The organism is Streptomyces sp. NRRL S-455, from assembly GCF_000717875.1.
Lineage (GTDB): Bacteria > Actinomycetota > Actinomycetes > Streptomycetales > Streptomycetaceae > Streptomyces.
The window spans coordinates 129621-155664 of the sequence record NZ_JOCT01000027.1 but is presented as its reverse complement, the minus strand read 5'-3'; the positions used below and the strand labels follow the sequence as shown (position 1 = coordinate 155664).

22 protein-coding genes and 1 pseudogene are annotated in these 26044 nt (G+C 72.5%); 16 read left to right on the top strand and 7 right to left on the bottom strand.

Annotated features, from left to right (window positions below; genetic code table 11):
* Nucleotides 1–32: 32 nt before the first annotated feature.
* From IE97_RS0130920 to IE97_RS0130910, 3 genes and pseudogenes are all read left to right on the top strand, one after another.
* Nucleotides 33–152: a SapB/AmfS family lanthipeptide gene (locus IE97_RS0130920; protein ID WP_030247731.1), complete on the top strand. Its 120-nt coding sequence runs from the start codon at nt 33–35 to the stop codon at nt 150–152.
* 84 nt (nt 153–236) lie between these two features.
* Nucleotides 237–1988, top strand: a complete 1752-nt coding sequence (locus IE97_RS0130915; RefSeq protein ID WP_030247729.1) for an ABC transporter ATP-binding protein — start codon at nt 237–239, stop codon at nt 1986–1988.
* Nucleotides 1985–3904 (top strand): annotated as a pseudogene (locus tag IE97_RS0130910) (ATP-binding cassette domain-containing protein); the annotation flags it as partial. The gene IE97_RS0130915 and the pseudogene IE97_RS0130910, both read left to right, overlap by 4 nt.
* A gap of 243 nt (nt 3905–4147) precedes the next feature.
* Here IE97_RS0130910 and IE97_RS40910 read toward each other — a convergent pair.
* Nucleotides 4148–4756: a response regulator transcription factor gene (locus IE97_RS40910; protein WP_030247725.1), complete on the bottom strand. Its 609-nt coding sequence runs from the start codon at nt 4754–4756 to the stop codon at nt 4148–4150.
* Nucleotides 4757–5073: 317 nt separating this feature from the next.
* Here IE97_RS40910 and IE97_RS0130900 point away from each other — a divergent pair, with 317 nt between their 5' ends.
* Entirely contained in the window at nt 5074–7230 is a 2157-nt protein-coding gene (locus tag IE97_RS0130900) for a SpoIIE family protein phosphatase (protein ID WP_030247723.1), read from the top strand.
* 81 nt (nt 7231–7311) lie between these two features.
* Here the strand turns inward: IE97_RS0130900 and IE97_RS0130895 are convergent, their stop codons facing one another.
* Entirely contained in the window at nt 7312–8691 is a 1380-nt protein-coding gene (locus tag IE97_RS0130895) for a S1 family peptidase (RefSeq protein WP_030247721.1), read from the bottom strand.
* A gap of 747 nt (nt 8692–9438) precedes the next feature.
* Here IE97_RS0130895 and IE97_RS0130890 point away from each other — a divergent pair.
* From IE97_RS0130890 to IE97_RS0130850, 9 genes are all read left to right on the top strand, one after another.
* A complete protein-coding gene (locus tag IE97_RS0130890; protein ID WP_030247718.1) occupies nt 9439–9654 on the top strand; it encodes a hypothetical protein in 216 nt (71 codons plus the stop codon).
* Nucleotides 9655–9770: 116 nt separating this feature from the next.
* Nucleotides 9771–10577: an HlyD family efflux transporter periplasmic adaptor subunit gene (locus tag IE97_RS0130885; protein WP_030247716.1), complete on the top strand. Its 807-nt coding sequence runs from the start codon at nt 9771–9773 to the stop codon at nt 10575–10577.
* Nucleotides 10574–12799 (top strand): NHLP family bacteriocin export ABC transporter peptidase/permease/ATPase subunit, encoded by a 2226-nt coding sequence (locus IE97_RS0130880; RefSeq protein WP_030247714.1) that lies wholly within the window; start codon nt 10574–10576, stop codon nt 12797–12799. Before IE97_RS0130885 ends, IE97_RS0130880 begins: the two co-directional genes overlap by 4 nt.
* Nucleotide 12800: 1 nt before the next feature.
* Nucleotides 12801–15623, top strand: a complete 2823-nt coding sequence (locus tag IE97_RS0130875; RefSeq protein WP_030247711.1) for an NHLP bacteriocin export ABC transporter permease/ATPase subunit — start codon at nt 12801–12803, stop codon at nt 15621–15623.
* Between the two features lie 46 nt (nt 15624–15669).
* Nucleotides 15670–16680 (top strand): hypothetical protein, encoded by a 1011-nt coding sequence (locus IE97_RS0130870; RefSeq protein ID WP_030247710.1) that lies wholly within the window; start codon nt 15670–15672, stop codon nt 16678–16680.
* Nucleotides 16681–16725: 45 nt separating this feature from the next.
* The gene (locus IE97_RS0130865; protein ID WP_030247708.1) at nt 16726–16935 is read left to right on the top strand and encodes a hypothetical protein; all 210 of its coding nucleotides are present in this window, start codon (nt 16726–16728) and stop codon (nt 16933–16935) included.
* Between the two features lie 169 nt (nt 16936–17104).
* Nucleotides 17105–18133 carry an iron-containing redox enzyme family protein gene (locus IE97_RS0130860; protein ID WP_030247705.1) on the top strand — a complete coding sequence of 343 codons (1029 nt, stop codon included), beginning with the start codon at nt 17105–17107 and terminating at the stop codon, nt 18131–18133.
* A 21-nt stretch (nt 18134–18154) separates the two neighbouring features.
* The gene (locus IE97_RS0130855; RefSeq protein ID WP_106975463.1) at nt 18155–18808 is read left to right on the top strand and encodes a HemK2/MTQ2 family protein methyltransferase; all 654 of its coding nucleotides are present in this window, start codon (nt 18155–18157) and stop codon (nt 18806–18808) included.
* Nucleotides 18789–18995, top strand: a complete 207-nt coding sequence (locus tag IE97_RS0130850) for a CDGSH iron-sulfur domain-containing protein (RefSeq protein WP_030247700.1) — start codon at nt 18789–18791, stop codon at nt 18993–18995. The genes IE97_RS0130855 and IE97_RS0130850 overlap by 20 nt, the downstream gene beginning before the upstream one ends.
* A 174-nt stretch (nt 18996–19169) precedes the next feature.
* Here IE97_RS0130850 and IE97_RS0130845 read toward each other — a convergent pair whose 3' ends face one another.
* Nucleotides 19170–19604 carry a protease inhibitor gene (locus tag IE97_RS0130845; protein WP_030247698.1) on the bottom strand — a complete coding sequence of 145 codons (435 nt, stop codon included), beginning with the start codon at nt 19602–19604 and terminating at the stop codon, nt 19170–19172.
* 326 nt (nt 19605–19930) lie between these two features.
* On the opposite strand from IE97_RS0130845, the gene IE97_RS0130840 reads away from it, so the two are divergent.
* The 3 genes from IE97_RS0130840 to IE97_RS0130830 all read left to right on the top strand — a co-directional run bounded on the left by IE97_RS0130840 (nt 19931) and on the right by IE97_RS0130830 (nt 22513).
* On the top strand, nt 19931–20485 hold the full coding sequence (locus IE97_RS0130840; RefSeq protein ID WP_030247697.1) for a hypothetical protein: 555 nt from the start codon (nt 19931–19933) through the stop codon (nt 20483–20485).
* 74 nt (nt 20486–20559) lie between these two features.
* Nucleotides 20560–21261, top strand: a complete 702-nt coding sequence (locus tag IE97_RS0130835) for an alpha/beta fold hydrolase (RefSeq protein ID WP_030247695.1) — start codon at nt 20560–20562, stop codon at nt 21259–21261.
* Between the two features lie 82 nt (nt 21262–21343).
* Nucleotides 21344–22513 carry a lactate 2-monooxygenase gene (locus tag IE97_RS0130830; protein WP_030247693.1) on the top strand — a complete coding sequence of 390 codons (1170 nt, stop codon included), beginning with the start codon at nt 21344–21346 and terminating at the stop codon, nt 22511–22513.
* 34 nt (nt 22514–22547) lie between these two features.
* Here IE97_RS0130830 and IE97_RS0130825 read toward each other — a convergent pair whose 3' ends face one another.
* The 4 genes from IE97_RS0130825 to IE97_RS0130810 all read right to left on the bottom strand — a co-directional run bounded on the left by IE97_RS0130825 (nt 22548) and on the right by IE97_RS0130810 (nt 26038).
* Nucleotides 22548–24191 (bottom strand): RICIN domain-containing protein, encoded by a 1644-nt coding sequence (locus IE97_RS0130825; RefSeq protein ID WP_030247690.1) that lies wholly within the window; start codon nt 24189–24191, stop codon nt 22548–22550.
* A gap of 306 nt (nt 24192–24497) precedes the next feature.
* A complete protein-coding gene (locus IE97_RS0130820) occupies nt 24498–24875 on the bottom strand; it encodes a hypothetical protein (protein ID WP_030247688.1) in 378 nt (125 codons plus the stop codon).
* A 3-nt stretch (nt 24876–24878) separates the two neighbouring features.
* Nucleotides 24879–25124, bottom strand: coding sequence for a hypothetical protein (locus tag IE97_RS0130815; RefSeq protein ID WP_030247686.1), 246 nt, complete (start codon nt 25122–25124; stop codon nt 24879–24881).
* A gap of 122 nt (nt 25125–25246) precedes the next feature.
* A complete protein-coding gene (locus IE97_RS0130810; RefSeq protein ID WP_030247684.1) occupies nt 25247–26038 on the bottom strand; it encodes an alpha/beta fold hydrolase in 792 nt (263 codons plus the stop codon).
* Between the last annotated feature and the right edge of the window lie 6 nt (nt 26039–26044).

Below are 26044 nucleotides of genomic sequence, written 5' to 3'. Positions count from 1 at the left end.
CCACGGACGGACAACCAACGGAAGGACACACCATGGCACTTCTCGACCTGCAGACGATCGAGACCGAGGAGCGGACCGAGGGCGGCGGCGGCGCCAGCACGGTGAGCCTGCTCTCCTGCATCAGCGCGGCGAGCGTCATGCTCTGTCTCTGACCGCGTCTGCGGCAGGGTTCCGGGCGGTTCCCTCCCTTCGGGGAGGGGCCGCCCGGGGCCCGTCCCGTCTCACGAAAGGCCCGTATGACGACGCGTGCCGACGACGACCCGGCGGCCGGACACGCGCGCACGCTGCTGCGTGCGGCCACCCGGCACAGCGGGGCCCGCTGTGTGGCGCTGTGTCTGGTGAGCATCACCGCGACCGTTGCCGGACTGCTGCTGCCTGCCGCGCTGGGCCGGGCCCTCGACCTGCTGCTGGCGCACGCCCCCGCGACCCGCTGGGTGCTGTACTGCGCCGGTCTCGTGCTGCTGCTCGCCGTGCTGGACGCGGCCCAGACCGTGCTCACCGGCACCGTCGACGCCCGAAGCACCGCGTGGCTGCGCCGCCGGCTGACCGGGCACGTCCTGGGCGTCGGCCCCCGGGCCGCGGACCGTTTCGGCTCCGGAGACCTCGTCGCACGCCTGGTCGGCAACGCCGCCGAGGCGGGAACCACTCCCGCTGCCCGCGCGGCGCTGCTCGCCGCCCTCGCCGGCCCCGTCGGCGGTGTGATCGCCCTCGGACTGATCGACTGGCGCCTCGCGGCCGTCTTCGTCGCCGGCGCCCCCGTACTGGCTCTTCTGCTGCGGGCCGTCGCTCGTGGCACGACGGAGAGCGCCACGCGCTACCAGCAGGCCCAGGGCCGGATCGCGGCGGCGCTGGCGGAGGCCGTCGAGGGGGTCCGTACCGTCCGGGCGGCGGGTACGGAGGCCCGGGAGACGGCCCGGGTGCTGCGGCCCCTGCCCGGACTGTCCGAGGCCGGCCACCGCATGTGGCGGGTACAGGGGCGGGCCGCGGCACAGGCGGTCGCCGTGGCACCGCTGCTGCAGCTCGGGGTCGTCGCCGTGGCCGGGGTGCTGCTCACCCGGGACCGCCTGTCGGTGGGCGACGTGCTCGCGGCCTCGCGGTACGCGATGCTCGCGACGGGCGTCGGCGTGCTGGTCGGGCGCCTCGCCGGCCTGGCCCGGGCGCGGGCGGCGGCCCGCCGCCTCGGCGAGGTCGAGGCCGAGCCCGCCACCACGTTCGGCGCACGCCGCCTGCCCGACGGCCCCGGACGGCTGGAACTGCGCGGTGTGACCGCGCGGCGTGGCGGACGCACCGTGCTCGACGGAGTGGACCTCGTCGTACCGGGCGGCACCACCCTGGCCGTGGTCGGCCGGTCGGGCGCGGGCAAGTCGCTGCTGGCCGCGCTCGCCGGGCGGCTGTCCGACCCCGACGCGGGCGAGGTGCTCCTCGACGGGGTGCCGCTGCGCGAGCTGCCGCACGACGACCTGCGCCGTGCCGTCGGCTACGCCTTCGCCCGCCCGGCTCTGCTGGGCGCCACGGTCGGGCAGGCGATCGGCCTCGGACTGCCGGCCCCCTCCCCCGACCGGATCCGCCAGGCGGCGCGCAGGGCCCTCGCGGACGACTTCGTCCGCCGGCTCCCCGACGGATACGACACGGCCGTCGCCGATGCCCCGCGCTCCGGCGGCGAGTCCCAACGGCTCGGTCTTGCCCGGGCGTTCGCGCACGGCGGCCGTCTGCTCATCCTCGACGACGCCCTCTCCAGCCTGGACACCGTGACAGAACGCCACATCACCGACGCCCTCCTCGGCGACGGCCCGGACCGCACCCGGCTGCTGGTCGCCCACCGCAGCGCCGCGGCCGCCCGCGCCGACGCGGTGGCCTGGCTGGACGGAGGGCGGGTGCGGGCGGTGGGGCGGCACGCGGAGCTGTGGCGGTTCGCGGAGTACCGGGCGGTGTTCGGGGAGGGGACGGACTCCGCCGGAACCGGTGCCGAGAGGAGTGTGCCGGCATGAGGGCCACCGGTATTCCCGCCCGGGGCCTGCGCTTCCTGCTGGAGCGCCGTCGGGTCCTGCTGCGGCTCACCGCCTGGTCCGTGCTCGAGACCGGGCAGACGTTCCTCCTCGGGTACGGGCCCGCCCGCGCGCTGGACGACGGGTTCCTGCGGGGGCGGGCGGATGCCGGACTGGCCTGGCTGGCGGTGACGGGGCTCGGTGTCCTGATCGGCTCCTACGGGACCGCGCGGGTGTACGCCGCCGTCGCCGCACTGGTCGAACCGTTCCGGGACCGGCTCGTGGAGCGGGTGGTCTCCCGCGGGGTGCGTACCGGTGACGCGGGTTCCCTGTCGGGGCTCACCCAGCAGGTGGAGATCGCGCGGGACACCTTCGCGGGCCTGGTCATGGTGTCCCGCTCCTTCGTGTTCACCGCCGCGGGCGCGCTCGCCGGGCTGTTCACGCTCGCCCCGCCGCTGCTGCTGGTCGTGGGGCCGCCCCTGGCCGCCGGGGTGGTGCTGTTCGCGGCGACGCTGCGGCCGCTCGCCCGTCGGCAGGAGACGTTCCTCGTCGCGGACGAGGCCCTCGCCGGGCAGCTCGGTGCCGTCTGCCCGGGCCTGCGGGACATCGCGGCGACCGGCGCCGAGGCGCACATCGCCGCCGGCACCGGCGAACGGGTCGAGGCGGAGTTGCGTGCGGCACGCGCCCTGGCCCACTGGGGCGTGCTGCGGGTGACGTCCCTTGCGCTCGGCGGGCAGGTGCCGATCGTGCTGCTGCTGGCCACCGCCCCCTGGCTGCTGACCCACGGCGGCGTCACCACGGGCGCCCTGGTCGGTGCCCTCGCCTACGTCACCCAGTCCCTCCTGCCGGCCCTGCGCAACCTGATCCACGGCCTGGGCACCAGCGGCTCCCGCCTGACGGTGGTCCTGCGCAGGCTGGCGCCGACGGCCGCCGCCCCGGGCGCCGGAGATGCCGCCCGCCCGGGCGCGCCCGCCTCCCTCCCGGCGGCCGACGCTAACCACGGGGACACGCTCCGCCGGGACGACGCGCTCACCCTGGCCGACGCCGACAGCACCCACCCGGACGGGCCGCTCTCCCCGGCCGACGCCGACACGCCGCACACCGACACCACCCGCCCGGACAGGCCACTCACCCCCGCCGACGCCGACACCACCCACACCGACACCACCCACCCGAACCGGCCGCTCACCCCCGCCGACGCCGACACCACCCACACCGACACCACCCACCCGGACAGGCCGCTCTCCCCCACCGCCACCGACACGAACCGCACCGACACCACCCACCCGAACCGGCCGCTCTCCCCCACCGCCACCGACACGAACCGCACCGGCACCACCCACCCGGACGGCGGCCTCTGCCCGTCGGCCGCCCTGGACCGGCCTCGCAACGCCCCACCACGCCCCGAAGCTCCGGGCGGTGAGCCCGCCGTCGGCACGCCCCCCGCCCTCACCCTCACCTCCGTCACCTTCGCCTACGGTCCCGCCAGCACCCCCGTCGTCCAGGACCTCGGCCTCAGCCTCCCGCAGGGCTCGCACCTGGCCGTCGTGGGCCCGAGCGGCGCCGGCAAGTCCACGCTCACCGCCCTCGTCGCCGGGCTGCTCGCGCCCGACCGGGGCACGATCACGGTGGGCGGACACGCCGTGCCCGGGCCGGAGGCCGTCGCCGCACGCGTGCTCATCCCACAGGAGGCTTATGTCTTCGGCGGGACCCTGGCGGAGAACCTCGCGTACCTGCGCCCGGACCCGGTCCCCGAGGACGAGATGCTGGCCGCGGCCGAGACGGTCGGCCTCGCGCCGCTGGCCGACCGGCTCGGCGGCCTCGGCGCGCGGGTCGATCCGGCAGCACTGTCGGCCGGCGAGCGGCAGCTGGTCGCGCTGACCCGGGCCTACCTGTCGAACGCCCCGCTCGCCCTGCTCGACGAGGCGACCTGTCACCTGGACCCCGAGACGGAGGAGCGCGCGGAGCGGGCCTTCGCCGCGCGGCCGGGCGGGACCCTCGTGGTCGTCGCCCACCGCATCAGCTCCGCCCGCCGCGCCGGCCGTGTTCTGGTCATGGACGGCCCCAGCACCGCGTACGGCGGCCACCAGGAGCTGATGCGTTCCTCGGCGCTGTACCGGGACCTCGTCGGGAACTGGACGCCCGCGTCGTGCCGACGCCGGTCAGAGCCAGCCCTGGCCCTGCGAGATGCGGATCGCGTCGACACGGTTGCGGGCCCCGGTCTTGCGGGTGATGGCGGCCATGTAGTTGCGCACGGTCCCGTGGGACAGATGCAGGCTCCCGGCGATCTCCGCGATGGAGGCTCCCTCGGCCGCGAGGGATAACACGCTCAGTTCTCTGCGGGTCAGCGGCATCTCGGCCGCCTTGAGGAACCCGAAGCCCAGAGAGTCGTTGACGAAACGTTTCCCCTCGGCGACCGCTCGTATCCCGGCCAGCAGGTTCTCCGGCGAACCCTCCTTGTCGACGTAGCCGAGCGCCCCCGCCTCCGCCGCCCGCTTCAGCAGACCGGGCCGGTTCGCGGTGGCGAGCACCAGTAATCGCGGAGGTACCCGGTCCGGGCCGGGGCGGCACAGCTCGCCCAGCGGAGGGATGCCGTACGAGTCAGCGCACTCCAGGTCCGCCGCGCAGACGTCCGGCCGTACAGAACGCACCATGCCCGGCGCTCCGCTCCACGATGTGTCGTGCACCGCCAGATCGGACTCCCCCCGCAGCCACTCCGCCAGCACCGACCGCACGAGACACTCGTCGTGCACCAGAAGCACCCGGATCACTGCCACCCCCTCGGCTCGCCGTACGTTCTGTTGTCCTCTTGAGCGCGTTCCCCATTGTTCTTGATCGTGACCCTGCGTGGGCGTGAAGAACCGGCCATCGCGGTGCGCGGGGGCGCACGCATGGCGCCCATACGCCTTCCCGCGCTTCTACTTCGGCGGCATGAGTGGCGGGGTCGGGGGTATGTCGGCGCCTTCGACGAGGCCGCACAGTGTGACCGTCGGTAACCGGCAGCCGTCTCCGGTGGCGCTCGCCGTGCGCGACGGGCCGCGAGGGGGGAGATTTGTTCCTGGGCCAGGTCGCGCGGCCGTGCGAGGAGGTGGTCGGCGTGTCCGACGGGCAGTCGTCCGCGCAGGCGCCGGCAGCCGCCAGGACGCCGGTCGGCCGCCCCGTGCTGTCCCTCGCGCTGGCCTCGATGATGGACGAGGTGCACGCCCACTCGGGCGCGGTGTACCTGCTGTCGCCGGACCAGCCGGTGCTGGAGATGGCGGTGATGGCGGGGCTGCCCCGGGCGTTCGCGGCGCCCTGGGAGCGGGTGGGGCTGAGTGCGCCGCTCCCGGTCTCCGAAGCGGCGCGTGAGCGGCGGCTGGTGTGGGTCGGTGGCGAGGAGGAGATGGCCCGCCGCTATCCGCGGATCGCGGTGGTGCTGCCCTACCCCTTCGCACTGGCCGCGGTGCCGATCGCCACCGAGTCCACCGTGTACGGCGCGGTCTTCGTGACGTGGCCCGGCGCACATCCGCCGGAGCTGTCGGACCGGGAACGCGAGCATCTGATCGCGGCCTGCGGCCGGCTCGCGGTGCGGCTGGAGCGGGCCGCCGAGCACAGTGTCTCGCCGCACCCCGAAACCGATCTGCTCGCCGCGCCCCTGGTGGGCGGGATGGCCGGCACCCTGGGCACGGTCGAGGCGGCCCGGATGGTGAGCCGGCTGCCGTACGGGCTGGTCTCGCTGGATCTGCACGGGCGGATCGGCTTCGTCAACGCGGCGGCGGCCGAGCTGCTGAACGTCCCCGTCAGCCGGCTGCTCGGCACCCAGCTCTGGGCGTCGGTACCGTGGCTCAACGACCCGGTGTACGAGGACCGTTACCGGGCCGCGCTCCTGAGCCAGCACACCGCCTCGTTCGTGGCGCTGCGCCCGCCCGGCGAGTGGCTGTCGTTCCGGCTGTATCCGAGCACGACGGGCCTCAGCGTCCGGATCACCAGGTCCCGGGCCGTGTCGGAGATGAACCGGTCGGCCGCACCGCCGCCCGACGGGAAGCCGTCCCGGCTGGTCACGATGTCGCAGGTCCTGGACCTGGCCGGCGCGCTCACCGAGGCGGTGGGGGTGCAGGACGTGGTGCAGCTGGTCGCCGACGAGATCGCTCCGGCCGTGGGCAGCCAGGCCCTGGTCGTCCTGGGGTCGCAGGCGAACCGGCTGCGGGTGCTCGGGCATCGCGGGTACCGGGACGCGCACGTGGTGGAACGGTTCGACGGGATGCCGCTGTCCGAGTCCACCCCCGGCACGCAGGTGCTGCGCACGGGCGTGCCCGCGTTCTTCGAGTCGCAGCAAGAGCTCGAGCGTCTCTATCCCGCGCGGCTCGCGACGCCCGACGGGTTCGCCGCCTGGGCCTACCTGCCGCTGATCGCCCAGGGCCGGCCGGTGGGGACGTGCGTGCTCTCCTACGCCGAACCGCACCACTTCCCCACGGAGGAGCGGGTGGTGATGACCAGTATGGCCGGGCTGATCGCCCAGGCGCTGGAGCGGGCACTGCTCTACGACGCCAAGCACCGGCTCGCGCACGGTCTGCAGGAGGCGCTGCTGCCGCACTCCCTGCCGTCGCTGCCCGGCATCGAGGCGGCCGCCCGCTATGTGCCGGCCACGCAGGGCATGGACATCGGCGGCGACTTCTACGACCTGGTGGGCACCCAGGGCAAGGCGGCGGCGGTGATCGGGGACGTGCAGGGTCACAACGTCACGGCGGCCGGGCTGATGGGACAGGTCCGCACCGCGGTGCGCGCGTACACGGCGGTGGGTCAGGCACCCGAGGAGGTCATGCGCAGCACCAACCGGCTGCTGCTCGACCTGGAAGCCGACCTGTTCGCAAGCTGCCTGTATCTGCGCCTCGACCCGGCACACGGCCGGGCCGTGATGTCGCGGGCCGGTCATCCGCCGCCGCTGCTGAGACGGCCGGACGGACGGGTGCGCGTCCTCGACCTGGCCGGCGGACCGCTGCTGGGCGTCACCGCCTCGGCGGTGTACCCGACGACGGAGGTCGCCCTCACGCCCGGCTCGCTCCTCGTCCTCTACACGGACGGTCTGGTCGAATCCCCCGGCACGGACTTCGAGGAGGCCCTCGCGGACCTGGGCCGGCGGCTGACGGATGCCGGTGACCGGCCGCTGGACGAGCTGGCCGACAGCCTCGTCCACCAGGAGCGGCACCACAGGGACGGGGAGGAACGGCTCGACGACATCGCCTTGTTGCTGCTCAGGGCCCTCTAACGCCGGTGTGCCGGCCCGGTCCCGCCAGGAAGGGGGCGGAACCGGGCCGGCGTCATCGGACCGGCTGCCGACGTGCGGGGGTCAGCGGGACTCAGTCAGGCCGGAGTTGTCCTCGACGCCCTGACCCTGGCCCTGGCCCTGACCCTGGCCCTGGCCCTGGCCCTGACCGGCTCCGGCGCCCGCTTCCTCACCGGCCTGCTCGCCCGCACCGGCTTCCTGGCCGGCACCGGCCTCTTCGCCACCGGCCTGCTCACCAGCGCCGGCCTCTTCACCGGCACCGGCCTGCTCACCAGCGCCGGCCTCTTCACCGGCACCGGCACCGCCACCGGCGCCCGCGCCGCCACCGGCGCCGAGGGTCGCGCCGACCGCCTCCAGGGCCGTGGTGACCGGCTGGAAGAACGTCTCGCCGCCGACGGTGCAGTCACCGCTGCCGCCCGAGGTCAGTCCGATCGCGAGACCGTCCTGGGTGAACAGGGAGCCACCGCTGTCGCCGGGCTCGGCACAGACGTTGGTCTGGATGAGGCCCGTGACGGTGCCCTCGGGGTAGTTCACCGTGGCGTCGAGGCCGAGCACCTGACCGTCGGAGAGTCCGGTGGTGCTGCCCATCCGGAAGACCTCCTGGCCGACGGTCGCCTCCGCAGCCTCGGTGATCTGGACGGTCTGGTTGCCGGTGTTGACCTCGCTGGGCGCCTCGGTCGCCGGGTCGTCGTACTTCACGAGCGCGAAGTCACCGTCGCCCGGGAAGGTGGACTGGTCGACGGTGGCGATCGGCTGACCGCCCTGGGTGTCCGACCACTCGTTGCCGCCGAGGGTGCAGTGACCGGCCGTCAGGAACGCGGGCGAACCGTCGCCCGCCGTGACGTTGAAGCCGAGGGAGCAGCGCGAGCCGCCCGCGAAGATGGCGTCACCGCCCGAGACGAACGGCTTGAAGGTGCCCGCCGACTTCTTGATGGTGGCCATGCCGGAGCCGAGGCTCTGCACGGTGCTCTCCAGTCTGTCCCACTTGGCACCGGTCACGGTGCTGTCGGCGGTCACCAGGAGCTTGTTGGTGCGCGGGTCGATGGACCACGAGGTGCCCGCGATGGTCGCCTCGGACTTCAGCGTCGACGCCCCGTCCTGGAGCTCCGACCAGCTGTTCTCGACCTCGCGCACCTTCGCGCCGGCCGCCTTCGCCTGCACGATCACATTGTTGTTGTCGCCCGGTACGACGTTGACGACGAGCTGCTGGCTGTCGCTGTCGTAGTAGGAGCCGCCGAACGCCTCACCGAGGAGCCCGGAGAGCTGCGAGGCGAGATCCGAGGCGTCGCCCGCCTTCAGGGTCTTCGGCGCTGCCGCCGCGTCGCCGGACGAACCGTCCTGCGACGCGTTGGCGTTGGGGAGCAGGATCGCGGCCGCGCCGAGCGCCACCACGCTGCCCGCCGCTATCGCGGCCTTGCGCTTCGGAATTCGCTTGTGACTCAAACTTCTCTCCTCCTGGGGGACGGAGTACGTGCCGCCGTCCGGCAGCTGCTGGGGGGCGCCTGGATGGCTGTTGGTACGCACGGGCCGCGTGGGGCGTTCAATTCCGATTGCAAGTGATCCGTTCGCATCGCCGGATCAGCCAACTCCCGCTGCCTGCACACCGACCGCACGGTCTGCGACTGCGCTGGTCACAACGGTTGGGCCCGGAGGGCGGCCGCTCGACGACCGGTGGCGGCCCGTGGCCGGATGACGGCCTTTCAGCGGCCCGCCCGAACCCAACACCCCCGGACCGGGACAGTCCGTGTCCGTGCGGGAACGATCTGTCGCGATCGTCGAGTTGAATCCCGCCTCCAGCGAATCTCCACACCGAAAACGCAACCCGGTCACCGGACCGGGAGTTATCCACACGCCACTCGCGTCGGTCACGCCTTTGGGGCGGGAGTGCCGGATTCGCCGCCCCGAGGGACAAGGGATCGAATGAGCCGATGCCGTGGCGCATGTGAAGAACTCGCCACTGTAGCGTGCACACACCTGCACGCTTCGGTGCCGCTAATTCGCAAGTTGCCTGGTGAGACGCCTGGTTGATTGGAAGCCGTCGCCCGCAGCGTGCTTTGATCCATCGCACCGCGGGAGCCACGCCGGGCATTCGGAAACGGAAGTCCGGCGCTCGCGGTCGCGGCCGTCATCTGTCCCCCAGAGGGGGCCGCTCCCCCCTTATGAGATATCCATACGAAGGGAAGTTCCATCATGAACTCCACCCCCCAGGTTGAGACCGTCGAGATCGCCGACGCCGAGCTCGACGCCGTCTCCGGCGGCCTGTCCGTGAACGCCGTGAACACCCTCACCGACACGGTCAACGGCATCGCCCCGGTCTCCGGCGTGGTCGACACCGCCGTCGGCACCGTCGAGGGCGTCACCGGCCTGAACACGGCCCCGGTCGCCGGCCTGGTCTCCGGTCTCTGATCGAGCCTTGTGCCGTTGAGGCCCGGAACCGCAGCCGGCGGTTCCGGGTTCTTCGGGTGCCGTGACCCTTCCTGCCACGGCCTTCAGAACCTCTTCTACGGGTGAGGGAAGTTCCCTTGCAGTTCCGCCAACAGGCCCTCGCCAAGCTCCAGTCACCGGAGGAACTCGATCTCCCGGTACGTTTCGCCCGCCCGCAAGGCTGGCTCGTCCTCTCGGTGACGGTGGTCGCGATGGCGGCCGCGTCGGTGTGGGCGGTGACCGGCTCGGTGGCCTCCACCGTCAGCGCACCCGCCATCCTCACGCACGGGCAGGGCAGCTACCTCCTCCAGAGCCCGGTCGCGGGTCAGGTCACCGCGGTACTCGCCAAGCAGGGCGAGCAGTTGCCCGCCGGCTCCCCCGTGCTCAAGGTCCGTACCGCCAAGGGCGAAACGGTCGTCCGTACGCTCGACGCGGGCCGGGTCTCCGGGCTCGCCGCGACCGTCGGGCAGATCATCCAGACCGGCGCGAACGTCGCCGCCGTCGAGAAGGTCGCCCACACCAAGGACCCGTTGTACGCGACGGTCTACGTCCCCGCCGAGAACGCCGCCTCCATCCCCGACGACGCCGCCGTCGACCTGACGGTGCAGTCGGTGCCGACCCAGGAGTACGGCGTACTGCGCGGCCATGTGAAGTCGGTGGACCGCTCGGCCCAGTCTCCGCAGCAGATCGCCGCGTTCCTCGGGGACAGCCAACTCGGCGAGCAGTTCACCAAGAAGGGCAGGCCGGTGGCCGTGACGGTCCGGCTGGACAAGTCGTCCGCGACGAAGAGCGGCTACGCGTGGTCGTCCGCGGACGGGCCGCCGTACAAGCTGACCTCGATGACGATGGCCTCGGGTTCGATCCGGCTGGCCGACCAGCGGCCCGTCGACTGGCTGCTGCCATGAGCGCGACCGCACAGGAGACCCGGGGCAGGCGGCGTGCCGCCCCGCCGAAGCGCAAGGTGCCCAAGGGCAGGGCCAAGGCGGTGCGCACGCCCACCGTGCTCCAGATGGAGGCCGTGGAGTGCGGCGCCGCGTCCCTCGCGATGGTGCTCGGCCACTACGGCAAGCACGTCCCGCTGGAGGAGCTGCGCATCGCCTGCGGCGTCTCCCGGGACGGCTCGCGTGCCAGCAACCTCCTCAAGGCGGCCCGCTCCTACGGCCTGACGGCCAAGGGCATGCAGATGGACCTGGCCGCGCTCGCCGAGGTGAAGTCGCCGGCCGTCCTGTTCTGGGAGTTCAACCACTACGTCGTCTACGACGGCATGGGCCGCCGCTTCGGCCGCCGCGGCGTCTACATCAACGACCCCGGCAAGGGCCGCCGTTTCGTCCCCATGGAGGACTTCGACGGCAGCTTCACCGGTGTCGTGCTGGTCATGGAGCCCGGCGAGGACTTCACCCGGGGCGGCCGCAAGCCCGGTGTCCTGGGTGCGATGCCGGCCCGGCTGCGCGGCACCGCGGGCACGATGCCCGCCGCGGTGCTCGCGAGCCTGCTGCTGGTGGCGGTCGGCGCGGCCGTGCCCGCGCTCAGCCGTACGTACATCGACGAGTTCCTGATCGGTCATCAGACCTCGCTGCTCGGCGTGCTGTTCGCGTCGATGGCGGCGTGCGTGCTGCTCACGGTCGTGCTGACCTGGCTTCAGCAGGCCAACCTGCTGCGCGGCCGCATCATCTCGTCGACGCTGTCCAGCGCCCGCTTCCTGCGGCATCTGCTGCGGCTGCCGGTGACGTTCTTCTCGCAGCGCAGCCCGGCCGACCTGGTCCAGCGGCTCCAGTCCAACGACGCGGTCGCCGAGACCCTCTCCCGCGACCTCGCGGCGGCGGGAGTCGACGCGGTCGTGGTCGTGCTGTACGCGGTGCTCCTCTACACCTACGATCCGCAGCTGACGTTCGTCGGCATCGGCGTGGCGCTGCTGAACATCGTCGCCATGCGGGTCGTCGTACGGCTCCGGGCCACGCGCACCGCCAAGCTGCGCGCCGACACGGCACGGCTCACCAACACCGCCTACACCGGTCTGCAGCTGATCGAGACGATGAAGGCGACCGGCGGCGAGGACGGCTACTTCCGCAAGTGGGCCGGGCAGCACGCCACCACTCTGGAGGAACAGCAGCGACTCGGGGTGCCGAGCGCCTATCTCGGCGTCGTCGCGCCGACGCTCGCCACCCTCAACAGCGCGCTGATCCTGTGGATCGGCGGCATGCGGGCGGTCGAGGGCCACATCTCGGTCGGCCTGCTCGTCGCCTTCCAGGCCCTGGTCACCCGGTTCACCGCCCCGCTGACCCGGCTGAACGGTGTCGCGGGGCGCATCCAGGACTTCGCGGCGGACGTCGCCCGGCTGAAGGACGTGGAGAACTTCAAGGCCGACCCGCTCTACGGCCGCCCCGGCTCCGGCGAGTCGACGCGCCGGCTCCAGGGCCATGTCGAGCTGGAGAACATCACGTTCGGCTACAGCCCGCTGGACAAGCCCCTGCTCACCGGGTTCGACCTGACCGTCGGTCCTGGACAGCAGGTCGCGCTGGTCGGCGGCTCGGGCAGCGGCAAGTCCACGGTGTCGAGGCTGATCTCCGGCCTGTACGCGCCCTGGGAGGGCGTCATCCGCATCGACGGACAGCGCATCGAGGACATCCCGCGCGGGGCTCTGGCCGCTTCGGTCTCCTTCGTCGACCAGGAGGTGTTCCTCTTCGAGGGCACGGTCCGCGACAACGTGGCGCTGTGGGACCCGTCGATCCCCGACGAAGCGGTGGAGGACGCGCTGCGCGACGCCGCGCTGTACGACGTGATCATGCGCCGCCCGGGCGGCATCCACAGCAAGGTGGAGCAGGACGGCCGCAACTTCTCCGGCGGGCAGCGCCAGCGCCTGGAGATCGCCCGGGCGCTGGTGCGCCGACCGAGCATCCTGGTGCTCGACGAGGTGACGAGCGCCCTGGACGCGGAGACCGAACTGGTCGTGATGGACAACCTGCGCAAACGCGGCTGCGCCTGTGTGGTGATCGCCCACCGGCTCAGCACCGTCCGCGACAGCGACGAGATCGTCGTCCTCCAGCACGGCACGGTCGTGGAGCGGGGACGGCACGAGGAGCTGGTGGCGCGCGGCGGCGCGTACGCGACGCTGGTCAGGGAGCGGTGAGATGACGACCGTTCAGGGACATGAGGGCGACCTCGTCCTCACCGCGTTCGGGCAGATGGGCTCGCGTATCGACTGCGCCGGGTTCAACCGCCTGGACCTGGAGGGCCCGCAGGTGCTGTGGCTGGTCGCGGCGGGCGCCGTCGACCTGTTCGCGGTCGACGCCGGCCAGCAGGGCCACTGGCACCACCTCGGCCGCCTGGAGGCGGGCTCACTGGTGCTGGGCCCGGTCGCGGGACCCCAGCACACTCTGGTCGCCCGCCCGCTGCGGGACTGCGTGGTGCACCGCATCGGGCTGCGCGAGCTGTACCAGCCCGCCGACACGGCGACGTGGTCGTACGACGAGTACGGCAACCCGCAGTACGTGCCGCCGACGACGAGCCCGCTGGAGTACGCGCTCGCCCTCGGAGTGGGCCGCAGCCTCTCCATCCTCTTCCAGGCGCCGATGGCGACCGACCGGGCCGCGGCGCCCACCGACGACGACGTGTTCTGGATGCAGGTGCCGCCCGGCAGCGTGCAGTACGGCTCGCTGTACGGCGCGGAGGCGGCGGCCGATCTGCTGATGGACCCGGCGCTGTGGCAGAGCATGGTCGACCAGCAGTACCGGCTGCTGACCACCCTGGACCGCTGGATCGAGCAGCTGGAGCGCACCCACGAGGCACGGACGGCCGAGGGCATCAAAGCCGGTGAGGCGGTGCGTACCCAGGCCGACCGGACGCTGCTGGCCTCCATCGGCAAGCGGTCGTCCAAGCGCACGACCGCGGCCGACGCCGACGCCACGTACGCGGCGTGCAAGCTGGTCGCGCGGGCGGCCGGGATCACTCTGGCCGAGCCCGCCCAGAAGGGCACCGGCGGCGACCGGCTCGACCCGGTCGAACAGGTCGCCCTGGCCTCGCGCGTCCGTACTCGTGCCGTACGGCTCGAGGGGCGCTGGTGGCGGGACAACGCCGGGCCGCTGGTCGGCCACCGGGCCCTGTCGGGCGCGCCGGTGGCGTTGCTGTGGCGGCGCGGCGGATACGTGGCGGTCCATCCGTCGACGGGCCGGGAGACCCCGGTCGAGAAGGCAAACGCCGACGAGTTCGAACCGCGTGCGGTGATGTTCTACCGGCCGCTGCCCGAGCGGAGTCTGAGCCCGCTGAGGTTGCTGCGGTTCTGCCTGCAGGGCATGCGCGGTGACCTGGCGGGCCTGCTGATCAGCGGTCTGGTGACGGTGGCGATCGGTGCGCTGGTGCCCATCGCGACCGGCAAGGTGCTCGGCGAGTTCGTGCCGAAGGCGCAGACCGATCTGATCGTGCAGGTGTGCCTGGCGGTGATGCTCAGCAGTGTGGTGGCGGCGGCCTTCATGCTGTTGCAGAACATGACCATCCTGCGGCTGGAGGGCCGGATCGAGGCCACGCTCCAGCCGGCCGTGTGGGACCGGCTGCTCAGACTCCCGACGAGCTTCTTCACCGAACGCTCCACCGGCGAACTGGCCAGCGCGGCGATGGGCATCAGCTCGATCCGCAGGCTGCTGGCGGGGGTGGGGCCGACGGTCGCCCAGTCGGTGACGGTCGGGGCGATGAACCTCGGGCTGCTGCTGTGGTTCAGCGTGCCGATGGCGATGGCCGCGATCGGCATGCTCGTCGTCATCGCGGCCGTGTTCCTGGGGCTCGGTCTGTGGCAGGTGCGCTGGCAGCGGCGGCTGGTGGTGCTCTCCAACAAGCTGAACAACCAGGCGTTCCAGACGCTGCGCGGCCTGCCCAAGCTGCGGGTGGCCGCCGCCGAGAACTACGCGTACGCCGCTTGGGCCTCGGAGTTCGCGCGCAGCCGGGAGCTCCAGCAGAAGGTCGGCCGCATCAAGAACCTCACGGCGGTGCTGGGCGCGGTGTACCTGCCGCTGTGCACCCTGCTGATGTTCATGCTGCTGGCCGGTCCGGCCCGGGGCTCGATGTCGGCGGCCGCGTTCCTCACCTTCAACACCTCGGTGACGATGGTGCTGACCTCCGTCACGCAGCTGACCGGCTCGTTCGTCTCGGCGGTGGCGGCGCTGCCGCTGTTCGAGGAGATCAAGCCGGTGCTGGACGCGACACCCGAGGTGCGCACCGCGAGCACCCGGCCGGGTCCGCTGTCCGGGGCGCTCGAGGCACGGCGGCTGTCCTTCCGCTACTCGGACGACGGCCCCCTGGTCCTGGACGACGTGTCGTTCGAGGTGCGGCCGGGCGAGTTCGTGGCGGTCGTCGGCCCGAGCGGCTGCGGCAAGTCGACCCTGCTGCGGCTGCTGATCGGCTTCGACCGTCCGCTGTCGGGCAGCGTCCTCTACGACGGCCAGGACCTGGCCGCCCTCGACCAGTCGGCGGTGCGCCGCCAGTGCGGTGTGGTGCTGCAGCACGCGCAGCCGTTCACCGGCTCGATCCTGGACGTCATCTGCGGCACCGAGCCGTACACGCCGGAGGAGGCGATGGCCGCGGCCGAGATGGCCGGGCTCGCCGAGGACATCAAGCGGATGCCGATGGGCCTGCACACCATCGTCTCGGGCAGCGGCGCCGTCTCCGGCGGCCAGCGCCAGCGCCTGATGATCGCCCAGGCGCTGATCCGCCGGCCGCGCATCCTCTTCTTCGACGAGGCGACCAGCGCCCTCGACAACGAGACGCAGCGCACGGTCATCGAGAGCACCAAGGCCCTCAACGCCAGCCGGGTCGTCATCGCCCACCGGTTGTCGACGGTGCTGGACGCCGACCGGGTCGTGGTGATGGAGGAGGGCAAGGTCGTCCAGCAGGGACCGCCCGCCCAGCTGCTCGCCGACACGAACGGCCGGCTGCACGAGCTGGTGCGGCGACAGATGACCTGAGCGAGCCGTCCCGTTGGTCCGCCGCGTATTCGGGTACTCACCGGGGATGCGAATCAGCGTGGTGGACGTGGGATCGAAGACGGTCAGACTGGTGGTCGCGGACGCGGACGGTGGAGTACCTCTCCCGGTGCACACCGCCAAGTGGCGACTCAGGCTGTCCGAGCAGGTCACACCGGGGGGACCCATCCCGGAGCAGGCCGTGAAGCAACTGGTGCACGCGGTCGCGGAGGCGAGCAGGACCGCCTCCCGGTGGGGTGCGGCCGGGCCGCTGGCGTTCGCGACCGCCGTGGTGCGCAACGCACCCAACCGGCAGGAAGTGCTGCACACCGTCCGGGCCCGTACGGGCGTGGACCTGTGCACCCTGCCGGGCGAGGTCGAGGCGGAGCTGACGTTCCTCGGCGCCCGGCGCTGGATGGGCTGGCGGTCGGGGCCGCTCGCCCTGCTCGACATCGGGGGCGGCTCACTGGAAGTCGCCTTCGGGCGGGGCCGGTTGCCCGACTTCGTGGCGTCCCTGCCGCTCGGTGCGGGACGGCTCACCCACGAGTTCTTCCAGGACGAGGACCCGCCCTCGCCGGAGCGGGTGCGGGCGCTGCGCCGCAAGGTCCGGCATCAGCTGCGGGACGTCGCGGCACGGATCCGCTGGGAGGGTCCGCGCACCGCGGTCGCCACCTCCCGCACCTTCCAGCAGCTGGGCCGGCTGTGCGGCGCGGCTCCCGGACGTCACGGCCCGTTCGTGGACCGGCAGTTGCACCGCGCGGAGCTGCGCCGGGCGATCACCCGGCTGGGCGCGCTGCCCGCCGCCGAACGCGCGCGCCTGCCCGGCATATCCGCGCCGCGGGCCGCGCAGAGCCTGGCGGGGGCCGTGATCGGGCACACGGCGATGAAGCTGACCGGCATCAGTGCCGTCACGGTCTGCCCTTGGGCGATCCGCGAGGGCGTGCTGCTGCGGCACATCGAGGACGGCCCGTCCTGGTGGGCGGAGGTCACCCGCCACAGCGAGGAGGCGGCCCCTCCTGACCCGGTGCCGCTGCGCATCGCGGCCACCGCCTCCGGCTGATTGCGGCGGATCCGAACGAAAGTACGAAGCGGAAAGGAGAAACCCGTGTCCCAGGACAACGAACGCGCACACTCCGGCCAGCGGGACAAGCAGCCCGAGACGGCGCTCGGGGAGGTGCTGCGCGAGATCGAGGACGCCGAGAACCGCACGCGGGACACCGCTGAGCAGCGCCGCCACCGGGGCGAGGCCGGTGAGGCCATCACCCCGAACACGCGCGCCCAGGAGGAGTCCGAGGGGGAGCCGAAGAGGGGCTGACGGAGACCGGGGCGGCCCGGGCTCCCGCGGCGGCGGCCGCTCGGCCGCTGCTGCGGGGCCCGGGCCTTGCCGGTGACGGCCAGGACGACGCCGGGCGGGCCGCCGCCGTCCGGAGTGCCGGTGCCGGGCCGGAGGGTGACCGCGGGCTCCGGCCGGGTACCCGGCGCGCATGGAGCACGACCGTGAAGAACCAGCACTCGAAGAACCGGCCCTCCCGACCCCGCGCGGGCCGCTGAGCAGCGGCGTCGAGGCGTATCTGCGGGGCGCGGGCCGGCTGCCCAGCCTCGAGGACGTGGCCCGGGCCGACGTGTACGGGGAGGACCTCCAGCTCGCCCTGTACCTGTGCTACGAGCTGCACTACCGCGGTTTCGCGGGCGTGTCCCCCGATCGCGAGTGGGATCCCGACCTGCTGCGCACCCGGGCGGCGCTGGAACACCGCTTCCTCTCCGCGCTGCGCGGCGACGCCCGGGCCCACGACAGCGTGGACGAGGCGCTGGCGGAACTCCTGGTGGAACCCGTGGACGGCACGGGCGTCAGCCACTTCCTGCGCGACGAGGGCGAGCTGTGGCATCTGCGTGAGTACGCGGCCCAGCGGTCGCTGTACCACCTCAAGGAGGCGGACCCGCACGCCTGGGTGCTGCCCCGGCTGTCGGGCCGGGCGAAGGCGGCGATGGCGGCGGTGGAGTTCGACGAGTGGGGCGGTGGCCGCGCCGACCGCGTGCACGCCCGTCTGTTCGCCGACCTGATGACGGACCTCGGTCTGGACACCACGTACGGCCGCTACCTCGACGCGGCGTCCGCCGAGGCCCTGGTCACCGTGAACCTCATGTCCCTCTTCGGTCTGCACCGAGCCCTCAGGGGTGCCCTGGTCGGGCATTTCGCGACGGTGGAGATCACCTCGTCGCCGGGGTCACGGCGGCTGGCCGAGGCGATGCGCCGCACCGGCGCCGGGCCCGCCGCCGAGCACTTCTACGACGAGCATGTCGAGGCCGACGCGGTCCACGAACAGGTCGTGCGCCACGACGTCATCGGCGGCCTGCTGGAGCGGGAGCCGCACCTCGCACCGGACGTCGCCTTCGGCATCGACGCCACCGAGTTCGTGGAGGAGCGCTTCGGCGCCCGGCTGCTGGCCGACTGGCGTGCGTCCCGTTCGTCACTGCGTTCCCCACTTGCCCTGGAAATCGCCCATATCTCCTGAGGGCCGGGGTACCCGAGCGCCGTGAATCCACTGGTACCCCCGGGTGTGTACGCCCCTCAGGAGGACACCGAGCTGCTGGCCGGTGCGCTGTTCGACGAGCCGTTGCCCCCGGGCGCCGAGGTGCTCGACGTGGGCACCGGAACCGGTGCCCTGGCCCTGGAAGCCGCGCGCCGCGGCTTCCGCGTGACCGCCGTGGACGTGTCGCGGAGGGCGGTGTGGGCCGCACGCCTGAACGCCGCGCGAGCCGGGGTTCCGGTCCGTATCAGGCGCGGGAACCTTTTCGACCCCGTCCGCGGAGAGTCGTTCGGCCTGATCCTGGCCAACCCCCCGTACGTGCCGGCACCGGACGGCCCGGGACAGCCGCGCGGCGCGGCCCGTGCGTGGGACGCCGGCCATGACGGACGGCTGGTCGTGGACCGGATCTGCCGGGAGGCGCCCGCTCTGCTGCGCCCCGGCGGAGTGCTGCTGCTGGTGCAGTCGGCGCTCAGCACCCCGGACGTGACCGTGCAGCATCTGCGTGCCGCCGGCCTGAAGGCCGCGGTGACCCGGCGCCGCAGGATCGCGTTCGGTCCGGTGCTGCGCGGCCGGGAGCGCTGGCTGCGGGAGCGGGGGCTGCTGGATGCCGCCGAGAACAACGAAGAGCTGGTGGTGGTCCGTGCCGAACTCCCCGTCTGACCGGCCCGCGGCTCCGCGTCGTATCAGCGTCCAGCGCAAGGGTCCGCTGCTGGTGGAGGGCCCGGTGGAGGTGGAACTGGAGGACGGTTCCGTCGTCACCTCCGACCGCTTCCGCGTGGCCCTGTGCACCTGCCGGCGCAGCCGGCGGTATCCCTGGTGCGACACGAGCCACCGCGACCGGGCCTGATCGCCGTAGGCCTGTCGGCATGAAGGCCTGAAAAGGCTTGGAAGCCCAGGGGCCGGCGGGCGGCCCCACTCCGCCCGCCGGCCCCCTTGTACGAGATCGCGGGTCCCCGCGACGGCGGCCCGGCTCCCCAGCCTCGAGCCGCCGTGTCCGCACGGGAACGGCACGATCCCGGCCCTAGAACGCGAAGACGCCGGATCCGTGGGCGTTCTTCACGCAGTCATTGGAGAACACGCGCTCATAGGAGAGCCTCTGCCCCTGCCAGACACCGTCGACGGTGACGACCACGGGGTCGTACTGCTTGGTACACACCGCGCCCTCGCCCGCGGTCAGGGCATGGATGTCGCCGCCCACGCCGCGCAGTTCCGCGCAGGCCGAGCCGGCGACCGGGTGGGTGCCGGAGGGCGCCGGGAAACAGGTCAGGGTGACCGCGCGTTCCGGAGTCGCGTCGGCCGCGCTCTCACCGTGGCCCACCGTGAGGACGAGGGCCGACGGGGCGTAGAGCGCGGTGGGGGCCTGATCAGGGTCGGCGAGCGCGGCCCCGGAGAGGGGTCCGCAGACGGCGGTGGCCGTCAGGCCGAGGGTCATGGCCCAGCGCGCGGTGTTCCGCATTGTGTGCATCCTTCCGCTCGATGACAGGGTGTGCCGGCCCGTGCTCGATCGGTGCCCGGAACGGCGAGCGCGAGTCTGCCGAGTCCGTCGCCGAAACACACATCGACCCCATCGGTTTCAGTAACCTTGTGTGTTGAATCAGTGGCGCGAAGTTACAGAATCCGCATGGCCGAAGCGCCGTAACTGCACGGTCTCCGGGGGCGGGATGCGGCCAGATGGCCGATTTCCGCGCGCTCGTTAATAGGCCTGAAACATTCCGATTCCGCTCTGAGCCGACCGCTCCGCAACCCCTTGTGTTCATGTTCCGGCCGAGTAATCGTCATTACATGATTACTCATGAGCAGAGAGAGAAGCTGCGCGGCTGGTTCGCCGGTCGCCTTCCCGACGACCTCTTCGAGGAGCTGACCGAGATCACGGTCGACCGCGAGGAGATCACGGTGATCGGCCGCATCCCCGAACCCCGGCTGACCGAGGACGCCCCGGCCGCCGAACGGGAGGCGGCCCTGGACAGCCGGGTGCAGGAGTTCCGGGAACGCACGCGTGAGGACCGGATGGCCGTGGCCCGGGAGGCCGAGCACCGGTTCGGCCGGAAGGTGTCCTGGGGTGTGGAGTGCGGCGGGCGGCGCGCACTCTTCACGCATGTGGCCGCACCCGTCATGACGCGGCTGCGCCAGCCGGAGCGCCAGGTCCTCGACACCCTGATCGCCGGCGGCGTCGCCCGCAGTCGCAGTGACGCGCTGGCCTGGTGCGTGCGCCTCGTCCAGCGTCACACCGACGACTGGCTCGCGGAGTTGCGCGACTCCCTGGAGCACGTGCGGCGGGTACGGGCCCAGGGACCGGACACCGGGCCGGACCACGCGCCGCACGCGGACGACGAGTGACCGACGGCATCCGCGTGCCACCGCACACCCCGGCGCCGGCGGGCACTGTCAGACCCGTCGGCTAAGTTGCCGGCATTACCAACTTCGTACTGGTGGCGGGAACTTGGCTCGGGGCGTGGGCGTGGGACGAGGTGGCCGCGGAGTTGCGCGGAGCCGGGCACGGCGTACACGCGCTGACGCTGTCGGGTCTCGCCGAGAAGCAGGACACACAGCCCGCCGGGCAGCAGACGCACGTCCGGGACATCGTCGACGAGGTGGGACGCCTCGGCCTCCGGGACGTCGTCATGGTCGGGCACAGCTACGCGGGCATACCGGTCGGGCAGGCCGCCCAGCGGATCGGTGACCGGCTGCGACGTGTGGTGTTCGTCGACGCGAACGCGCCGGTGGACGGTGAGTCGTTCCTGTCCGGCTGGCCGAGCGACCACGTGCGGCAGGCGATCGCCGATCACGACGGGTACTGGCCGCCGCTCGGCGCGCCGGACTACGCGGGGCAGGGCCTGACGGACGAGCAGATCGCCCGGATCGTCGAGGGGTCGACTCCGCACCCCGGTGTCACGCTCACCGAACCGGCCGTGCTCACCCGACCGCTCGGCGAGCTGCCGGCGACGTACGTGAAGTGCCTCCTCGACGGGGACGAGCCGATGCCGGCGGTGGCCGAACTCCTCAAGAGCGACCGGTGGGAGCTGGTGGAGCTGGACACGGGCCACTGGCCGATGTTCTCGCAACCGCACGCGCTCGCCCGCGTGCTGCACGCGGCGGCGGTGGCCGGACCCTGACCCGCCGCCGCGCATACCGCTCGGTATCGTCGGCTCGACGGCACGGTCTCGACGAGGAGACGACGAGAGGCGGTTGCGTACGGTGGCCAGGCACTGGGCGGACTTCCAGTACGAGATCTATCTGAACGGGATGGCGGGCGCCGTACCACGGCTGCCCACCGACCTGACCCGGCTGGAGGAGCTGACCGAGCGGAGGCTCGGGCCCGGACCGGTCGGCTATGTGGCGGGCAGCGCGGGCGACGGCAGCACCGCCCGCGCCAACCGGTCGGCCCTGGAGCGCCTCCGCATCGTGCCGCGCGTGCTGCGGGACGTGCACGAGCGGGACCTGTCGGTGGAGGTGCTGGGCCGTGCCCTGCCGGCTCCACTGGCGCTGGCCCCCGTCGGCGTGCTGTCGATCATGCACCCCGACGCCGAGTGCGCCGCGGCCCGGGCCGCCGCCGCGCAGGGCGTGCCCTTCGTCCTGTCGTCCGCGTCGAGTACGCCCATGGAGCAGGTGGCCGAGGCGATGGGCGACGCCGAGCGGTGGTTCCAGCTGTACTGGCCCAGGGACCCGGAGGTGGCCCGCAGTTTCCTGGCCCGGGCGAAAGCCGCCGGGTTCAGCGTGCTCGTCGTCACTCTGGACACACCGTTGCTGGCGTGGCGGCCGCGCGATCTCGACCAGGCCTATCTGCCGTTCCTGCACGGTGTGGGCACGGCCAACTACTTCTCCGACCCGGCCTTCCAGGCCGGCCTGGCCAAGCCGGTGCACGAGGACCCGAACGCGGCCGTGATGCACTTCGTCGGGATGTTCGCCGATCCGGCCAAGACCTGGCCGGACCTGACGTTCCTGCGGGAGAACTGGGACGGCCCGATCGTCCTCAAGGGCATCCTCCACCCGGACGACGCCCGGCAGGCGGTGGAGGCGGGCATGGACGGCCTCGTCGTCTCCAACCACGGTGGGCGTCAGGTGGCCGGTTCCGTCGCGGCGGCCGACGCGCTGCCCGGCGTGGTGGAGGCCGTCGGTGACCGGCTCACCGTCCTCTTCGACAGCGGCGTGCGCACCGGCGACGACATCTTCAAGGCACTGGCCCTCGGCGCCCGCGCCGTCCTCGTCGGTCGCCCCTACGTCTACGGCCTCGGCCTCGACGGCCGGCCCGGCGTCGAACACGTCATCCGCTGCCTCCTGGCCGAGCTCGACCTCACCCTGGCCCTGTCCGGCCATGCCACACCGGGCACGATCGGGCCGGCCGACCTCACGGCAGAGCCGGGCTGAGACGTCACGGGCGTCTCAGCCCGGCTCGGGCCTCTCAGCCCTTCGGCAACGTCACCTGCCGAGCCGTGGGCGCCTCGTCCTCCGCGATCGACAGGGAATCCGCCGCCGTCGGCACGGGCTCCGGCTGCCAGCGCTGCGCGTCGGAGCGGTCGCGGACCTTGACGACGACGTCGGCGTCCGGATCGTCGTTGGTGGAGGTGAGGGCGAGCTGCTCGTCCCAACGGGGCAGCAACTCCCCTCGTACGGTCAGGTCGTAGCGCACGTCGTCGCCCCGCTCGGCGTCCTCCTCGGCGCAGGTGCCGAGGACGACGACGCCGGCGTCCTTGTGCGAGTCCAGGCACAGCCCGGGATCGGCGACACTGCGCAGCAGCCCGTCGTTCTCGTACGTCCACTGCTGGGTCCACACCGTCGAACACTCCGCCAGCTTCGTCCCCGAGCCCTCCTTCGGCCGGTCCCGGACGTCGAGGCACAGGTCGGCACCGGCGTTGCGCAGCCGCGTCACGACCGGTGCCGTGGGAAGCACGGCCGTGCCCGGCGGCGTCACGGATTCGGTGCCGCCCTCGCCGGCCGCGCTGTTGGAGCCCGCCGGGTCGGCATGGCCGCCGTCGTACGACGACGCGCTGATGACGAGCACGGTCGCCAGCACCCCTGCCGACACCGCGCCGACGCCCGAGAGCAGCGCCCGGGAGGAGCGCAGTGCGTCAGGCAGCCGTGCGCCCGGAACCCTGCGTACGGGTACGGGGATCCTGGACAGCAGGCGGTGCCGTCCGATACCGGGCCGTCCGTCGCCCCGTCGCCCGCCACCGCGCCGGCCGGCGCGTCCGCCGCGCGTGCCGTGCGAGGCGCGGCCCGGACGCGAGTCGAGGTAGCGGCGCGCACCCCAGCCGAGCACCGCCTCAGCGATCAGCGGGCCCAGCGCGCCCTCGAAATGGCTCAGTTGTTCAGCGGCGTTCCGGCAGTAGCGGCACTCCGCCAGGTGATCCTGAACGTCGGGCAGCAGTGCGCCGCCCCGGCGGATCGGCACGTCGAGGAGGCGGTTGTAGAACCGGCAATCCTGGGTCGGTGCGAGTTCACGATGGGCATGTACACAGCCCTCGCGGAATTTGTCACGCGCCTGTTCGAGCGCGGCCGCCGCGATGTCGGTGTCCATGCCCAGGAGACCGGCGGGGACGCTTAAAGGATCTGCCTCGACCTCGACATGCCACAGCAAACAGCGCGCGGCTGCGGGAAGTGCCTGAAATGCCCGCTCCGCGAGGACGCGATTTTCGGGCGTCATGGACGTCGCCGCCCGCAGCCCGCGCCCGCCGGCGGGTTTCTGCAACGCGGGCAGGACCGCGGATATTCGCTCGTCACCGGACCACTCACGGATCGTGTCGCGCACGGTCACCAGAAGGGCCGGGCGCAGTGCGACGGCCGACTCGCCGAAGGCGAGTCGGTTGAGGGTCCGGTGGAAGGCGGTCCCGGTGACCATCGCGGCGACCTGCGCCGACGAGGCGAGACAGATGACCGCGTAGTCGTGCACCGGCTGCCAGTGCCGCGCCATCAGCAGCGCGACGGAGTGGGCGGCGACCTCGCCCTCCGGGCTGCCTCTGAGCGGCGCGGCGAGGGATTCGTCGGAGTCCCCGGGATCCCCGCCGGGCGGGGGATACGGGGGACGAGGGGGGTGGGGGGTGGGCACTGAGAGGTTCCTTCCCACGCGTGTGACACACAGAAGTCCTGACGCCGAAAAAGGAGCCCGGTTGGTGCTTACCTCTTTGGCGCGGCGCGGGAGGTGCGAATTCACCGACGGCGAATCGGACCCGGTCAACAAAGCACGTGCGACACCCGGCCATTCCCCCCGCACGTGTGTTTCACTCTTGCACAACCCCCACACGGCCAACAAGGCGCCTGTGCAACATCCAGCCCATTGACAGAAAGTCAGAAAACGAACGAACAGACGCTGCTCGCACCGGTTTTCGACATTTCGCGCCGTGCCCGGGGGCGGTCATATCTGCCAGGAGCGCAGCCGGTCCGCGGCGCCGTAGACGTCGGTCTCGCCGGACATCAGGTCGCGGGCGAGATCGACGAGGGCGCCGTAGGGCGGGTCGATGCCGACACCGCTGACGAACATGTAGGCCACGGCGGTCGCGCAGGCGAAGCGGGCGTTGGCCGAGGGGAGCGGCCGGAGCACGGCGAGGGTGTGCAGGAGTGCGGCGGCCCGCCAGGCCGCGTCGGAGTTCACGCCGAGGCGCGGCGGGTCGACGCGATGCCGGGCGACGGCGGCGACCAGCGCGGAGAAGTCGTTGACGGTGGGCTGGTCCGGCAGGACCTCTTCGTGCCGCTGGAGCAGCCAGGGCACGTCGATGTGGAGGACGGATGCCATCGGTCAGGCGGCCCGCCCTTCGCCCTTGGCGGGCGGCTCGTCGTCGGGGAACGCGGCGGCGAACTCGTCCGCGTGGTTGGCGAAGAACCGCCGGAAGGCCTCAGCGCCCTCCTGCAGGGCGCGGTGGCGTGCTATGTCGGCCGCGGCGGCCTCGCGCACGAGGGCTTTCATGGACGTACCGCGCTCCTTGGCGATCTGCCGAAGGTCCTCAAGTTCGCGGTCGCTGAACTCCACGTTGAGAGCTGGCATGACTTCAAGGTACCGCTCAGGTACTGACTCGTAAATATGTCCAGGTCAGAGCTGGTCCCAGAAGGTACCGACGAGGCCACCCCGCCTGTTGCCCCCAGCGCGCCGGGCCCTCGCCGGTCCGCTCAGGAACGGGAACGGCAGAACTCCCGGACGGTCCGGTTGAAGGCCTCCGGCGCCTCCACGTTGCTGAGGTGCCCGACGCCGGGGAGCACGACCAGGGTGGCCTGCGGGATCGCCTCGAGGAACGGGTGGGCGACCTGCTCCACCGGGGAGCGCATATCGAGCTCCCCCCACACCAGGAGCGTCGGCACCTCGATCCCGGGCAGCAGGTCGCGCAGGTCGGCCTCCGCCATGATGGTGAGCTCCGTCCGCATGCTCCCCCGGCGTGTGTCCGCCGACATCAGGGACAGCATGCGTACGGCGTCGGCAGGCGGCTCACCGGCGAACAGACCCGGCATCGTGGGCGCGAAATCCTCATCGGGGACGTCGAGCATCCGCTCCGCCCCCTCGACCCGCGCCCGCACCTCCGCGTCCGGCAGCGAGCCCTTCCAGCCGGCGTAGGTGTCGGCGAGGACCAGCGTCCTGACCAGTCCGGCGTGATACCGGTAGAACTCCAGCACGACGGTTCCACCCCACCCCAGACCCACCGCATGGACCGGGCCGAGGCCGGCGTCCTCGACGACCGCGGCCAGGCAGCGGGCGTAGTCCGCGAGGAGGAAGGAGGCCGGTACGTCGGAGGAGCGGCCGGAGCCCGGCTCGTCCCACGCGATCACCGTGAAGTCGTCGGACAGGTCCGCGACCTGTGCACGCCACAGGCGGGCGTCCGTCATGGCGCCGTGCACGAGCACCAGGGGCGGACCCTGGCCCACCCGGTCGTAGACGACCTCGACGCCGTCTACCCGCACCGCGTGCATGGCACC